Annotated in this window: 10 protein-coding genes and 1 pseudogene; 7 read left to right on the top strand and 4 right to left on the bottom strand. The window is 67.1% G+C overall.

Annotation, left to right across the window (positions count from 1 at the left end; genetic code table 11):
* Nucleotides 1-114 precede the first annotated feature (114 nt).
* The 3 genes and pseudogenes from AC1PME_RS03040 (at nucleotide 115) to AC1PME_RS03050 (ending at nucleotide 5,981) form a co-directional block, all read left to right on the top strand.
* Nucleotides 115-3,090 carry a TonB-dependent receptor domain-containing protein gene (locus tag AC1PME_RS03040; protein ID WP_481097256.1) on the top strand — a complete coding sequence of 992 codons (2,976 nt, stop codon included), beginning with the start codon at nucleotides 115-117 and terminating at the stop codon, nucleotides 3,088-3,090.
* Nucleotides 3,091-3,153: 63 nt separating this feature from the next.
* A pseudogene (locus AC1PME_RS03045) lies at nucleotides 3,154-3,356 on the top strand (gfo/Idh/MocA family oxidoreductase); the annotation flags it as partial.
* Nucleotides 3,357-3,746: 390 nt separating this feature from the next.
* Nucleotides 3,747-5,981 carry an NADP-dependent isocitrate dehydrogenase gene (locus tag AC1PME_RS03050; protein WP_481097257.1) on the top strand — a complete coding sequence of 745 codons (2,235 nt, stop codon included), beginning with the start codon at nucleotides 3,747-3,749 and terminating at the stop codon, nucleotides 5,979-5,981.
* A 59-nt stretch (nucleotides 5,982-6,040) separates the two neighbouring features.
* Here the strand turns inward: AC1PME_RS03050 and AC1PME_RS03055 are convergent, their stop codons facing one another.
* Entirely contained in the window at nucleotides 6,041-6,280 is a 240-nt protein-coding gene (locus AC1PME_RS03055; protein ID WP_481097258.1) for a hypothetical protein, read from the bottom strand.
* A gap of 95 nt (nucleotides 6,281-6,375) precedes the next feature.
* Here AC1PME_RS03055 and AC1PME_RS03060 point away from each other — a divergent pair, with 95 nt between their 5' ends.
* The 3 genes from AC1PME_RS03060 (at nucleotide 6,376) to AC1PME_RS03070 (ending at nucleotide 10,062) form a co-directional block, all read left to right on the top strand.
* Nucleotides 6,376-7,296, top strand: a complete 921-nt coding sequence (locus tag AC1PME_RS03060) for a LysR substrate-binding domain-containing protein (protein ID WP_481097259.1) — start codon at nucleotides 6,376-6,378, stop codon at nucleotides 7,294-7,296.
* Between the two features lie 65 nt (nucleotides 7,297-7,361).
* Entirely contained in the window at nucleotides 7,362-9,101 is a 1,740-nt protein-coding gene (aceK, locus tag AC1PME_RS03065) for a bifunctional isocitrate dehydrogenase kinase/phosphatase (protein ID WP_254460233.1), read from the top strand.
* Nucleotides 9,102-9,162: 61 nt separating this feature from the next.
* Nucleotides 9,163-10,062 (top strand): energy transducer TonB, encoded by a 900-nt coding sequence (locus tag AC1PME_RS03070; protein ID WP_481097260.1) that lies wholly within the window; start codon nucleotides 9,163-9,165, stop codon nucleotides 10,060-10,062.
* A 62-nt stretch (nucleotides 10,063-10,124) separates the two neighbouring features.
* Here AC1PME_RS03070 and AC1PME_RS03075 read toward each other — a convergent pair whose 3' ends face one another.
* Nucleotides 10,125-10,925, bottom strand: a complete 801-nt coding sequence (locus AC1PME_RS03075) for a COG4705 family protein (protein ID WP_481097261.1) — start codon at nucleotides 10,923-10,925, stop codon at nucleotides 10,125-10,127.
* 424 nt (nucleotides 10,926-11,349) lie between these two features.
* Between AC1PME_RS03075 and AC1PME_RS03080 the strand changes: the two genes are divergently transcribed.
* A complete protein-coding gene (locus tag AC1PME_RS03080) occupies nucleotides 11,350-12,372 on the top strand; it encodes an HNH endonuclease (RefSeq protein ID WP_481097262.1) in 1,023 nt (340 codons plus the stop codon).
* A 267-nt stretch (nucleotides 12,373-12,639) separates the two neighbouring features.
* Here AC1PME_RS03080 and AC1PME_RS03085 read toward each other — a convergent pair whose 3' ends face one another.
* A complete protein-coding gene (locus AC1PME_RS03085; RefSeq protein WP_481097263.1) occupies nucleotides 12,640-13,407 on the bottom strand; it encodes a DUF6538 domain-containing protein in 768 nt (255 codons plus the stop codon).
* Nucleotides 13,408-13,423: 16 nt separating this feature from the next.
* A complete protein-coding gene (gene rho, locus AC1PME_RS03090; RefSeq protein ID WP_254460236.1) occupies nucleotides 13,424-15,214 on the bottom strand; it encodes a transcription termination factor Rho in 1,791 nt (596 codons plus the stop codon).
* Between the last annotated feature and the right edge of the window lie 140 nt (nucleotides 15,215-15,354).

The raw sequence follows: 15,354 nt of genomic DNA on the forward strand, positions 1-15,354 counted from the left end.
CCGTAACACCGCGCTTTCCCCGCCTTTCCCGACTGCGGCCGCCTGGCCGCGGCCCGGGAGCGTTTTGCCCGCCGATTCCGCGTTCGCGCCGCCCCCTGCCAGGAGAGACCCCCGATGTTGCCCGCCCGTCACCGCCATCCCCGCTGTCGCCCGCTCGCTCCGCTGACCCTGGCCATCGCCGGTGTCCTGCTCGCCGCCCTGCAACCCGCCGCCGCCCAGGACAGCCAGGCCGCCGCCACCGACCTGGCCCGGGTCGAAGTCACCGGCTCCAACATCCGCCGCACCGACGTGGAGACCGCCTCGCCGGTGCAGGTGATCAGCAAGCAGGACATTCAGGCGATGGGCGCGCGTACCCTGCTGCAGGTGCTCGACAACCTGCCGGCGGCGCGGCCGGCGCAACAGGACGCGCGCTCGCTGTTCACCGGCTCCGATGGCGCCTCGCAGGCCAATCTGCGCGGCCTCGGCGCGCAGGGCACGCTGGTGCTGCTGAACGGCCGCCGCCTGTCGTACTACGGCGCGCCGGCCGGCTTCCAGACCCAGTTCGTCAACATCGACGCGATCCCGGCCGCGGCGATCGAGCGCATGGAAGTGCTGACCGACGGCGCCTCGGCGGTGTACGGCACCGACGCCGTGGCCGGCGTCATCAACGTGATCACCAAGCGCAACTTCCAGGGCGCGGAGATCAACTTCAGCAACGACACCTCCACCCGCATCGACGCCTACGGCGAACACCAGGCCAGCATCACCGCCGGCTTCGGCGACCTCGCCGAGAACCGCTTCAACGTCTACGGCGCGGTCAACGTGTACCGCCGCGACGCGATCCCGCTGCGCGACTTCTACGACAAGCGGCCGGCGCAGTACTACGTCAACAACCCGAGCTACCTGAGCAACCTGCGCCTGGGCGTGGGCAGCAAGCCGGGCCAGTTCAATCCGGGCAGCTACTTCGCCTTCGACCCGGCCACCGGGCGCCGCGTGCAGGAAGCCGCGCCGGGCTGCCAGAACGTGCTGACCAGCGAAGCCGCCGGCCCGCGCTGCGTGTGGGAGACGTGGCTGAACAACGAGATCGACGCCGGCGCCAAATCCGAACGCAACACCGCCTACCTCAACGGCACGTTCCTGGTCGGCGCCAGCACCGAACTGTTCGCCGAGGCCACCTACACCGACATCGACCTGCGCGCCAACGGCGGCACCCCGCGCGCGTTCAACACCACCACCGGCAATCCGACCAGCTGGTTCTCGCGCAACACCGGCAACACCGTCAACCAGTTCCTGTATCCGTTCCTCGGGCCGAACAACGAGTACAACCACGCCAGTCCGCAGCTGAGGGCGATGATGGGCGGCGTGGTCGGCCTGCAGTACCTGCTGCAGGACGCCGGTCCCGACTACTTCGGCCAGCGCAACACCGACAAGAGCTACCGCGTGCTCGGCGGCGCGCGCGGCAGCCTCGGCGACTGGAACTGGGAAACCGCCTTCGCCACCGCCGGCACCCACTCGGTCACCTACCAGACCGTCAACGTCAACGTGAAGGGCTTCGAGAAGGCGTTCGGTCCGTTCACCATCGACCCGGGCACCGGCCGGGTGATCATCTCCGACCACCCCGCGTACAGGTTCGGCGAGATCAGCGCCGCCAACGCCGCGCTGATCCGCGAGGCGTTCCCGACCTTCGACATCGAATCGTGGACGCGCCTGCACACCCTCGACGGCAAGATCGAAGGTCCGCTGTTGCAACTGCCGGCCGGCGAAATGCGCGCCGCCTTCGGCTTCAACGCCAGCCGCGAGACCTTCTACACCCCCGGCAACCCGGACGCGGCCAACGGTCTGATCACCCAGCAGGGCGGCTCCTGGTTCGACGGCAAGCGCAACACCTATGCGCTGTTCGCCGAGACCGTCGCGCCGATCACCGACACGCTGGAACTCGATGCCGCGCTGCGTGCCGACAAGTACCCGAACTTCAGCACCAACCTGGCGCCCAAGGTCGGCTTCAAATACCAGGCCTTCGAGCAACTGCTGCTGCGCGGCACCTATTCCACCGGCTTCCGTGCGCCGAGCCTGGCCGAGTCCGGCAGCGGCGGCGTCTACGCGCAGCTGGGCGGCTACCGCGACGAAGTGCGCTGCGCCGAGACCAACGCCATCGCCAACCTGCTGCTGCAGTCGCGCCGCAGCGGCGACGTGGACCTGGGCAAGAGCCTGCTCAATGCCGACTGCAGCCGTACCGTGGCGCGCATGACCCAGCCGAACCCGGACCTGAAGCCGGAGAAGGCCAAGATCGCCACGCTCGGCTTCGTCTACGAGCCGGCCAACTGGCTGTCGGTGTCGGCCGACTACTGGTTCATCTACCGCGACAACGAGATCGTCGCCCCCGACTACCGCCGCGCCGGCGACATCACCGCCATGACCCGTTCGCCGATCACCGACAGCGACCGCGCCAACCTCGCCCAACTCGCCGCGATGTGTGCCGACCCCGCCAGCGGCGTGGCCTGCCCGGGCACGTTGCCCGGCTACAGCGTCGGCAATGTCGCCAGCGTGGTCGGCCAGTACCGCAACCGCGGCAAGACCCTGGTCGACGGCTTCGACATCGACGCGCGCAGCCGCTTCTCGCTCGGCCAGTGGGGCGGGCTGAACATCGGCCTGGCCGCGACCATCGCCAACCGCAACCGCTTCTACATGGACCAGGACAGCGGCTGGTACTACGGCGACGTGGTCGGCTACTACAACAACCCGCGCCTGCGCGCCACGCTCAACGCCGACTGGACCTACCGGCAGGTCACCACCAGCCTGTTCGTCAACTATGTCGGCGGCACCAAGTGGGCCACCGACCGGATCGACGCCGAGGACAACAACAAGCAGACCTGCACCGCCGGCTACCTCAAGCTGCAGCCGAGCAAGTGCGACGGCGCGCCGTCGTGGTGGACCGCCAACCTCAGCGTCACCTGGCGTCCGGACGATGCCTGGAACCTGGGCTTCACCGTCAAGAACCTGTTCGACCGCCTGCCGTTCTACGACCCCAACAGCTTCCTGGGCGATTCCAGCGACTACGCCACCATCTTCGGCCGCGGCTACAGCGTGACCATCGGCTACCGGTTCAAGTGATCGCTCCGCGGCAGCATGCGCGCCGGCAGTTGCCGGCGCGCATGCGACCGGGGAACGCATGGCGTGGAACGACGCGACTTCCTCGACGCCGGCGCCGCCATCGCCGCTAGCAGCTTGCTGCCGCAGGCACCGGCCTGGGCGCGAGAGCGCACCCTGTGCTGGCCATGATCGGCACCAGCATGCGCGGCCAGGTGCTGCTGACCGAGCTGCTGCGCCGCGACGACGTGGAACTGGTCATCCTGTGCGATAGCGAGCCCGTTTCAATCCACGCATCCGTGAGGGTGCAGCGAGATGTACGCCGCGGCGCGCTTGGGCATCGTTTCAATCCAGGCACACAGGGGCTCGTCCTCGCGCGTGCCAAAGAGATGCCGGCATGGGCCGCGAGGCTTGGCGCTTGCGGTGTGGCGAGCGGGTGACGGCAGCGCCTGCCGCGGTGATGTGCGCCGAACCCGTCGCGCTTCGCAGGTCGCGTCTGCGCTGCGGCGCAGACGCTCAATCGCATGCGGCACCCCGCGCTTTGCCCCCAGCCGGCAGACACGCGACAATGGACGGCCGATGTCCGGCAGTTGGCGGCATCGCGAAACCTACAAGAAAACATACGCCGCCGTACTGTCGGTGCTGCTTTATTTCCCCTGCCAGAGGTCATCCGTCGCGTCATGTCGAATACGCCCAAGATCCTGTACACGCTCACCGATGAAGCCCCGTACCTGGCGACGCAGTCGCTGCTTCCGATCGTCGCCGCGTTCGCCGGCACCGCCGGCATCGCCGTGGAGACCCGCGACATTTCGCTGGCCGGCCGCCTGATCTCGCAGTTCCCCGAGTACCTGCGCGAGGACCAGCGCATCGCCGACGACCTGGCCGAGCTGGGCCAGCTGGCGACCACGCCGGAAGCCAACATCATCAAGCTGCCCAACATCAGCGCCTCGGTGCCGCAGCTCAAGGCCGCGATCAAGGAACTGCAGCAGCAGGGCTATGCGCTGCCGGACTACGTGGACGAGCCGAAGGACGAAAAAGAGAAGGACGCCAAGGCGCGCTACGACAAGGTCAAGGGCAGCGCGGTCAATCCGGTGTTGCGCGAGGGCAATTCCGACCGCCGCGCGCCGGCGTCGGTGAAGAACTACGCACGCAAGCACCCGCACCGCATGGGCGCGTGGAGCGCCGATTCCAAGTCGCACGTGGCGCACATGGACGCCGGCGATTTCTACGGCAGCGAGCGCTCGGCGCTGATCGCGCAGGCCGGTAGCGTCAAGATCGAGCTGGTCGGCCAGGACGGCGCGGTGACGGTGCTGAAGGAAAAGACCGCGGTGCAGGCCGGCGAGCTGATCGACGCGGCGGTGATGAGCAAGCGCGCGCTGGCCGCCTTCGTGCAGGCGCAGATCGCCGATGCCAAGCAGCAGGGCGTGCTGTTCTCGCTGCACCTGAAGGCGACGATGATGAAGGTCTCCGACCCGATCATGTTCGGCGTGGTGGTCGAGGCGTTCTATCGCGACGTGCTGGACAAGCACGCCGCCACCCTCAAGCAGGTGGGCTTCGACCCCAACAACGGCATCGGCGACCTGTACGCGCGCATCGCCAGCCTGCCGGAGGCGCAGCGCGCGCCGATCGAGGCCGATCTGCAGGCGCTGTACGCGCAGCGTCCGGCCCTGGCGATGGTCAACTCCGACAAGGGCATCACCAACCTGCACGTGCCCAGCGACGTGATCGTCGATGCGTCGATGCCGGCGATGATCCGCGACTCCGGCAAGATGTGGAACGCCGAAGGCAAGCTGCAGGATACCAAGGCGGTGATCCCGGACCGCTGTTACGCCGGCGTGTACCAGGCGGTGATCGAGGACTGCAAGCGGCACGGCGCGTTCGACCCGGCGACCATGGGCAGCGTGCCCAACGTCGGCCTGATGGCGCAGAAGGCCGAGGAATACGGTTCCCACGACAAGACCTTCCAGGTCCCGGTCGACGGCACGGTGCGCGTCACCGACGCCGGCGGCGCGGTGCTGCTGGAGCACGCGGTGGAGGCCGGCGACATCTGGCGCATGTGCCAGACCAAGGACGCGCCGATCCAGGACTGGGTCAAGCTGGCGGTCGAGCGCGCGCGCCTGAGCGCCACCCCGGCGGTGTTCTGGCTGGATCCGCAGCGCGCACACGACGCGCTGATGATCCAGAAGGTGGAGCGCTACCTGCAGGACCACGATCTCAACGGCCTGGACATCCGCATCCTGCCGCCGGTGGAGGCCACGGCGTTCTCGCTGCAGCGCATCCGCAAGGGCGAGGACACCATCTCGGTCACCGGCAACGTGCTGCGCGACTACCTCACCGACCTGTTCCCGATCATGGAGCTGGGCACCAGCGCCAAGATGCTGTCGATCGTGCCGCTGATGGCCGGCGGCGGCCTGTTCGAGACCGGCGCCGGCGGTTCGGCGCCCAAGCACGTGCAGCAGTTCGTCGAGGAGAACTACCTGCGCTGGGATTCGCTGGGCGAGTTCCTGGCCCTGGCCGCGTCGCTGGAGCACCTGGGCCAGCGCCACCACGATGCCGCCATCGGCGTGCTGGCGCGCACCCTGGACCAGGCCAACGGCCAGTTCCTGGACAACGACAAGTCGCCCTCGCGCAAGGTCGGCGGTCTGGACAACCGCGGTAGCCACTTCTACCTGGCCCTGTACTGGGCGCAGGCGCTGGCCGCGCAGGACGAGGACGCCGCGCTGAAGGCGCGCTTCGCCCCGCTGGCCAAGCAGCTGGCCGAGCAGGAAGCGACCATCGTCGCCGAGCTCAACGGCGTGCAGGGCCAGCCGGTCGACATCCAGGGCTACTACCGTCCGAACCTGGAGCTGGTCGGCAAGGCGATGCGGCCGAGCAAGACGCTCAACGACGCCCTGGCGACGTTGAACGCGCAGTAGTCCGCTGCCGCGGTGCTCGCAACCGAACCCGGCCGGCGCGCATGCGCTGGCCGGGTTTTTTATGCGCGTGTCCCGGCCGGCGCCTCAGCGGAAGGGCGATAGGCGTTCTCGAGGGGCACCGCGGCGCAGGCGGGGGACGGTCGCTGTCCGCTGCCCGTGCGTGGCGCCGTGGCCTCAGGTGCCTCGGGTCGCGCATCGGCCGATGCTGGCGGCGCCTTCCCGGGGGCGGCCAGCGACTGCGCCAGCGCGACGTTGGCGATATGCCCGTGGTGGAACAACAGATCGCTGTAGATGCCCATCGTCGTGCTCCTGGCTTGAGTGGAATCCACAATAGGCGCAAGCTGGAACTGGAAAAATCTCGCATTCCGCAAGACAGACTTGAATAGGATTCAATATGGCGCGTCCGCCGCTGCATGCCTTGCAGGGCTTCGTCAGCGTCGCCCGACTCGGCAACCTGTCGCGTGCGGCGGCCGCGATGCATCTCACCGTCAGCGCGCTGAGTCACCAGATGCACGCGCTGGAAGAGCGCCTGGGCCATCGCTTGTTCGACCGGCACCCGCGCGGCGTGACCCTGACCGCGGACGGGCGGCGCCTGCTCGAGCGCATCGGCCCGCACCTGGATGCGATCGGCGAAGCGCTGCAGCCGTTCGCCGCGCGCCGCGACCATGTGCTCACGATCAGCCTGACCCCGTCGATGGCCTCGGCCTGGCTGGTGCCGCGCCTGGGCGATTTCCTCGCACGGCACCCGCAGATCGAGATCAATCTGCTGTCCGACAAGCATCTGGTCGACTTCGAGCGTCAGCCGCAGGTCGATGCCGGGTTGCGCATTGGCAATGGACAGTGGCCGGGCCTGGCGGTCGAGATGCTGTTCGACGAATGGCTGGTGCCGATGGCCAGCCCGGCGCTGATCGCGCGGATGGGCGCGCGACCAGCGCCGCTGGCGCAGTGGCCGCTGATCGGCGACCCGGACGGAGAATGGGACCGCTGGTTCGCGGCCGCCGGCGAAGAAGCGCCGGCGCGCTACGTGGCGGTGTTCGACGATTCCGAGTCGCAGCACCGCGCCGCGCTCGACGGTGTCGGCGTCGCCCTGGGCCGTGTGACCCGCACGCGGCTGCTGCTCGACGCCGGCCAGTTGGTGCCGCTGTCGCCGCACCGGGTCAAGGCGAGCTGGTCGCACTACCTGGTGTATCCGCCGCGCTCGGCCGCCCACGGCGGGTTCCTGGCGTTCCGCGACTGGCTGCGCAGGCAGGCCGACGAGCACCTGCAGCCCATGGCCGCGCCGGCCGCCCTCAAGCGCCGCCGCGCGCAGGGCTAGGGCGTAGCGGGTATATCGGGGCGTCGCACCGCCTCAACCCGCATCGCACGCTCTACACTGCGGGCATGCCCTCCACGCCGCTGCCGCTGCCGTCCGAACGCCGTGCCCAGGTCATCGGCCGTATCGTCTTCGAGGCGTTCGAGGACTACCACGCGCGCTTCGCGCAGATCTCCGCGCGCGCGCGCCAGCGCTTCGAGGCGCGCGACTGGAGCGCCGCGCGCGAGGACGCGATCGAACGCATCGCCCTGTACGACCAGTGCATCGCCGAGTGCATGCTGCGCCTGCGCGCGGTGCTGCTCGGCCAGGCGCACGACCGCGCCTTGTGGATCCGCGCGCGCGACCACTACGCCGAGTTGATCGCCGCGCTGATCGACCAGGAGCTGTACAAGACCTTCTACAACACCCTGACCCGGCGCTTCTTCCGCACCCAGGGCGTGGATGCGCAGATCGAATTCGTGGCGCTGGACATCGAACCCACCGATGCCATCACCCATCCGGTGGCGCGGCACAACTACGTGGTGTCCGAGACGCGGCCGGTGGACGCGTTCGTGCGCGTGCTCGGCGACTATCCGTTCGACGTGCCGTACGCGCACCGCACGCGCTGCGCGGCGGCCATCGCGGTGCGGCTGCAGGACGATCTGGCGCACTGGGGCGAGAACCCGGTGCGCGGCATCGAGCTGCTGGAGACGGTGTTCTACCGCGAGCGCCGCGCCTACCTGGTCGGCCGCGTGTTCGGCGAACACCGTTTCTCGCCGTGCGTGATCGCCCTGGTCAACGACGAACAGGGCCTGCGCGCCGAGGCGGTGCTGACCAAGCGCAACGACGTGGCGCAGCTGTTCGGCATCTCGCGCAGCTACTTCCAGGCCGACCTGCCCACCGTCGGCGATGCGGTGGTGTTCCTGCGCAGCCTGCTGCCGCACAAGCCGATCGACGAGCTGTACACCATGCTCGGCCGCGCCAAGCAGGGCAAGACCGAGCGCTTCCGCACCTTCTTCCGGCATTTCCAGGCGCATCCCAACGAACAACTGGTGCATGCCGAGGGCACGCCGGGCATGGTCATGGCGGTGTTCACCCTGCCCAGCTACCCGCTGGTGTTCAAGCTGATCCGCGACCGCTTCGCCTATCCGAAGACGATGAGCCGCGAGGAAGTGGAAGAGAAGTACGCACTGGTGTTCAACCTCGATCGCGTCGGCCGCCTGCTCGACGCGCAGCCGTACCGCTCGCTGCGTTTCCCGCGCGCGCGCTTCGCGCCGGGGCTGCTGAAAGAGTTGATGGAGGGCTGTGCGCGCAGCCTGCGCGAGGATGGCGACGACCTGATCGTCGAACTGTGCTACGTGCAGCGGCGCCTGCGCCCGTTGAACCTGTACCTGCGCGAGCAGGGCGCCGAGGCCGCGCGCGAGGCCGCGCTGGACTATGCGCAGGCGATCAAGGACATGGCCCGCAACAACATCTTCCCCGGCGACATGCTGCTGAAGAACTTCGGCGTGTCGCGGCAGGGCCGGGCGGTGTTCTACGACTACGACGAACTGTGCCTGGTCACCGACTGCAACTTCCGCGACTGGCCGCAGCCGCGCAACGAGGAAGAGGCGATGGCCGCCGAGCCGTGGTTCCACGTCGCCCCGCGCGACGTGTTCCCGGAGCGCTTCGCGCTGTTCATGGGCCTGCCCGCCGCCTCGCTGGAAGCGGTGCGGCATGCGCACGGCGAACTGTTCGACCCGCAGTGGTGGCGCGACCTGCAGGCGCGGCTGCGCGAGGACGACTACCCGGACGCGCCGCCCTATCCGGACGCGCTGCGCCTGGCCTGAGTTGCCGGCCAGGCGCCACTGCGGTGTAATCGGCGCCTCATCTCAGGCAAAGGAATGCGCGATGCACCGTCGATCCGTCCGTTCGTGGTGGCGCTGGAGCGCCGTGGTGTCGCTGCTGCTGGCCTTCGCTGCCGTCGCCGCGGCTGCCGACGGGGTCGGCCCCGGCGCGGTGCGCAAGCAGATCGAAAGCAGCATGCTGGTGAGCGGCACCATCGACATCGAACCCAGCGGCAAGGTGTCGGCGCTGGCGCTGGACCAGCAGGAGCGCCTGCCCAAGGGCGTGGTCGACTTCGTCCGCAACAGCGTGATGCAGTGGACGTTCGCGCCGGGCATGCGCGATGGCAAACCCGTGCCGGCGCGTGCGCCGATGACCCTGCGCCTGGTCGCCAAGCGCCAGCAGGGCGACGACTACCAGGTCGAGATCCGCGGCGCCGATTTCAGCCACTACGATCCCAACGACCGCAGCGTGGTGACCGCGATCCAGATGAAGCCGCCGGCCTATCCGGAAGCGGCCTACAGCGTCGGTGCCGCGGGGTCGGCGTACCTGGTGCTCAAGGTGGGCCGCGATGGCCACGTCGCCGATGCCGCGGTGGAGCAGGTCAACCTGCGCGTGGTGGCGTCCGAGCGGCAGATGCAGCAACTGCGCGACGTGCTGGGCAAGAGCGCGGTGGGCGCGGCGCGCAAATGGACCTTCCGCCCGCCGAGCGAAGGCAAGGACGTGGAGGCGCCTTACTGGACCGTGCGCGTGCCGGTCGACTACGCGCTGCGCGACGACATTCCCCAGGGCGCGCCGTCCTCCTATGGCCGCTGGACGAGCTACATCCCCGGCCCGCGCCAGCGCGCGCCGTGGATCACCGGCGAAGACGCGACCGGCTTCTCGCCGGACCTGCTGCCGGCCGGCGGCGTGTACATGGCCGATGGCGCCGGCCCTCGCCTGCTGACGCCGCTGCGGGGCGGCTGAGCGGCAATGGTGTTCGCCTGGCCTTGCGGGGTCGAGCGGTTCGCCGGGGCGACGCGCCGCCGCTAGCGCGCCGCGCGGCGCTCGTCGTCGCGGCGTCGCGTCGAGACGACCAGCACCGCCAGCAACAGCGCGGCCAGCAGCAGCGACGCGCCGACCGTACCCAGGTCCAGGCCACCCTTGCCGGCCGGCTTGCTCAGCAGATCGCCAAGGGTGGCGCCGAACGGGCGGGTCAGCACGAACGCCGCCCAGAACAGCGCCGTTCGCGAGACGCGGGTGAACGCATAGGCCAGGGCGATCGCCGCCAGCAACGCCGCGATCAGCAGCGCGCCGCCAGCGAAGCCCAGCCCTGAACTGTCGGCCAGGTAATCGCCCAGCGCGGTGCCCAGCGTGTTGGAGACCAGGATCGCCAGCCAGTAGAAGACCTCGGCGCGGCCGCTGCCGATCCGTTCGACCGACAGGCTGCGTTCGCACAGCCACCACGTGGCCAGCACCGCGGCCAGCAGGCTGACCAGCAGCAGCGCGCCTTGCGCATAGCCCAGGCCCAGGCTGCGGTCCATGTAGTCCGACAGCGTGGTGCCGGCGGTGCTGGTGGTCAGGATCACCCACCAGTACCGCCACGGCTGGAACCGGCGTGCGCGCAGTTGCGCCCCCAGCGAGACCAGGAACACCGCGAGCAGCAGCACGCTGCTCAGCGCATAGCCTACGTCCAGGGTCATCGACAGCAGGTCGCCGCCGGTCTCGCCCAGGGTGGTGGCGCAGATCTTCATCACCCAGAAGCCGAGGGTGACCGGGGCGACCTTGCTGACGGCGGTGTTGGTGGAGGCGGGCATGGCGGTGGACGCGGCGGGGCGAATGCCGCACATCTCGCCTGCGCCCACGTCGAAAGACCGTCGGACCCCGTACCGGCACGTCGCCGGGCATGACAGATGGCCACAAACGCGAACGCCCCGCCGAAGCGGGGCGTTGCGGTCGAACCGGCGCCGGACCTCAGCGCTTCATCGAGCCGAAGAACTCGTCGTTGGACTTGGTGTTCTTCATCTTGTCCAGCATGCGCCATAAACGCCTACAGCGATCGGGTGCAGCCTTGAGCTTAAAGGAGGATGCCGATCTTCATCTGACAGTCCAAAACCCTTGTGGAGTGGGGGTCTTGGCACGGTCCACCTACGATCAGGCGGACTGGCTTGAGAGCGATGAAAGACCGATCAGAACGGTTTTTGTGACCAAGCACAGTGGGAGGTAGTTTCGATACAGTGACGGAAAGACATTGCCACTGTGGATCGATAGAGCATGGATCAGGATCTGAAGAGCTTGGAGCCGCAACAACGGTCACGTGTGATGGATCTCGTAGAACAAGCGGGAGTGGATGTATCGCCTTGGGCTTACAAGCAAGGTGGTGAACCTGTAACCAATCCGTCTGCCAATCCAGCCTTTTGCTACGAATGGGCGTTTGGAGATGGTGTCGACGAACCTGTGGTCCTCTGTATCTGGCATGAGTCACTGAAGCTGGAATACGGGAGGATCATCTATCAGGACAACCTTCGTCAGCTTGCTCTCCGGCTAGAGGATCGTGCGACAGGCCGTCGTGAGTTACCTAAAGATCGCTCAAGGGCGAAGAGTCAGGCGCGTCGTGCTCGACTCTTCGATTACCGCTGCCAGCAAGCCACCAATGGGGATCTGCCTATCCGGGTAGTTCTTCTGAAGGGAGAGCGTGCAGACCGCGACACACTGGGGCGCGATACCTCATCGGTTGAGTACCGGCTGCTTGACTCAGAAGTATGGGACTTCGAGTCATACGACAAGATGTCAGGTGATTTTGTCCTTGTTCGTGGACTCAATTCTAGGCAGGTCGTTACTCAGCAGGACATGACAAATCAAGGCCAAGAGCAGGCCCAAGAGCAGGCCCAAGAGCAGAAGCATTCCTCCAAGAAGTATATCGATCAGTTTGATGCACTAGACGTGCCTGAGACACGTGAGGTCAGTGGGCAACAGTTCGTTAGATCTAGTCTGGTCAGGCAGGAAGTGCTTACACGTGCGTCAGGTGTCTGCGAAGCCTGTGGGCAGTTGGGGTTCAAAACTGCAGCAGGGCAGATCTACTTGGAGACACACCACGTTGTCCCCTTGTCTGAGTCTGGTCCTGATGTGGTTTGGAACATCGTTGCCATCTGCCCGAATGATCATCGGATGGCTCACTACGGGGCAGAGCGGGATCAATGGCAAACAAGGATGATCAGCTATCTTGCCGATACTTATCCTGAGATTGTCGTACTTCAGCACCTAGCTATGAGTGATGAGGTAGAAGCCAACTCATAGCGCCCTAGGGTCTTAGGAGTAGCGTACAAGGGCACTGAGATCATCTCTCGGTGCTCGAATCCCACTGCCCAAGGGAATTGCGAAAGGAGCGGTTCGAGGGTGTTCCTAGCAGAACAAGAAATTAGCCGTCTACGTCGCTGACGGAAGTCTTCAACGCCCGATAGACGCTGCTACGGCTGATTGCAAAGCATTCTGCGAGCTGAGGCCATCCTCCCTATGCGTCCGGACGATGCGGGCTTCCCGCTCGCTGTTGAGCGCTTACGGCGACTAAACTTGACACCCTTCTCCTTGGCGTTCCTGCCTAGACGAAATCCCTTTCAAGGATTCATCCCCCTTTGGTGTGTAGCAGCGTAAAGCCATCCAGTCCCAGAACGCGCCTAGAGCACTCAGCTTCCGCCTCCGGGTACTTGGTCTATCAGTGGACGTAAGTGGCCGCTCGTCGACGTAGGCAACCGCCACAGCAGCTGTGACGCTGTTTGGGTCGAGGTCTCCGCCAAGATAGCTGCTCAGTTCCTGGTAGGTTTGCCCGCGCTGGAACTGGACAGTCTTGAGGGGACTGGTTATGGCCCAGTCCTCGGACAGAGCATCTGGGCTAGTAGTTGGCCTCAGGCCGAAGTGTGCCGCCGTCTGTGGAACTATGGCGGACACTCCACGAATCCCGCTTGGCATAGGAAGGGAGAGAGAGGCTGGTGTCCCGCTCTCAAGCGAATCGAGGTAGGCGCGGACTTGAGCGAGGGCCAGCCACTTTCGTCGGTTCGCTTCGTCAAGGTCGCGCGGATACAGGGCGCTTCGGATGTGTGTGTTCCCGACCCTGCCACGTAGCGCGGCAGGTACCTTGATACGGATGTACCAAGACTGGCCTGGCTGCTGTAGGTAATGTCTCTTGTTCAATCCCCTGTTCTCGCGGTCAAGGGGTTCTTGAGCTGTCTGGTGGTCTAGGTTGGTGGTCAAGCCCGGTGGTAAGACCGCCAATCCCGGCTCATCACTATCCCGATACGAACAGGGCCTCCGGTTGTCCGAAGGCCCTGTTTTCAAGCTATTTCCGATGGACTCAGCGCTTCATCGAACCGAAGAACTCGTCGTTGGACTTGGTGTTCTTCATCTTGTCCAGCAGGAACTCCATCGCCGCGATCTCGTCCATCGGGTGCAGCAGCTTGCGCAGGATCCAGATCTTCTGCAGCAGTTCCGGCTCGATCAGCAGGTCCTCGCGGCGGGTGCCGGAGCGGTTGATGTCGATCGCCGGGTACACGCGCTTCTCGGCGATACGGCGGTTCAGGTGCACTTCGCTGTTGCCGGTGCCCTTGAACTCTTCGTAGATCACCTCGTCCATCTTGCTGCCGGTCTCCACCAGCGCGGTGGCGATGATGGTCAGCGAGCCGCCTTCCTCGACGTTGCGCGCCGCGCCGAAGAAGCGCTTCGGGCGGTGCAGGGCGTTGGCGTCGACGCCGCCGCTGAGCACCTTGCCGGAGGACGGCACCACGTTGTTGTAGGCGCGGGCCAGGCGGGTGATCGAGTCGAGCAGGATCACCACGTCCTTCTTGTGTTCGACCAGGCGCTTGGCGCGCTCGATCACCATCTCGGCGACCTGCACGTGGCGCGCGGCCGGCTCGTCGAAGGTCGAGGAGATGACCTCGCCGCGCACGGTGCGCTGCATTTCGGTCACTTCTTCCGGGCGCTCGTCGATCAGCAGCACGATCAGGTGCACGTCCGGGTGGTTGGTGGTGATCGCCGTGGCCACCTGCTGCATCAGCATGGTCTTGCCGGCCTTGGGCGGGGACACGATCAGCGCGCGCTGGCCCTTGCCCTGCGGCGCCATCAGGTCGAGGATGCGGCCGGAGATGTCTTCCGAGGAACCGTTGCCGCGCTCCAGGGTGAAGCGCTTGCGCGGGAACAGCGCGGTCAGGTTCTCGAACAGGACCTTGTTCTTGCTCGCTTCCAGCGGCTCGCCGTTGATGGTGTCGACGATCGACAGCGCGAAGTAGCGCTCGCCGTCCTTCGGGAAGCGGATGCGCCCGGACAGGTGGTCGCCGGTGCGCAGGTTGAAGCGGCGGATCTGGCTGGGCGAGATGTAGGTGTCGTCCGGGCCGGCCAGGTAGCTGGCCTCGGCCGCGCGCAGGAAGCCGAAGCCGTCCGGCAGGATTTCCAGCACGCCGTCGGCGGCGACGCCTTCGCCGTGGCGGGTCAGCACCTTCAGCAGGGCGAAGATCACGTCCTGCTTGCGCGCGCGGGCCACGCCGTCCTGGATGTTGAGCTGCTCGGCGATGTCCAGCAGCTTCTGCGCCGGCATCTTCTTCAGGTCGCTCAGCGAGTAGATCGGGAAGCCTTCCGGCACGCTGGCGTGCGGGCGCGGCACGAACGGCTCGTTGCCGCCGTTGTCGCTGGGCAGGCCGCTGTCCTGGAAGCGGTCGCCGCCGCGCTGGTTGCGGTCGCGGTCGCGGCGATTGCGGAAGCGATCGCGGCGGTTGCCCTGCTGGTTGTTCTGGTTGTTCTGGTTCTGATTCTGGTTGTTGAAGCGGTTGCCGCCGTCGCGCGGCTCGCGGCCTTCGCGCGGCTCGCCGCCGTCGGACGCCTGGCCGCCGCCGCCCTGATGGGCCGGCGCGTCGCCGCCGCCGTGGCTCTGGCCGCCGTTCGCGGCCGGGGCCGGGGGCGCGTCCGGCGCCGCGGCGCGGGGCGCCTCGGCCTGGACGGGCGCGGGATTCAGCGGCAGGGTCGGCTGCGCCGGCGCGCCGTGCTCGGCGGCGCCCTCCGCGCCGCTCGCGGCCTTGCTGACGCGCGGCTTGCGCACGCGCTTCTCGGCGGGGGCGTCGGCGCTCCCGGGTTCGGACATGGTGTGATCGGACAAGTGGTGTTCCTCGCTAAGAGTGCGAGCGCCCAGCGTGGGGGCATACGGGGTTGGGAGGAGGTCTGGGAGAGAATCTTCCAGAGGGGGTGCGGTGCGCGAATGCCACCGGATGCATCGACACTATCACCGCCACGCAAGCA

Source organism: Xanthomonas sp. NCPPB 901 (assembly GCF_056725085.1).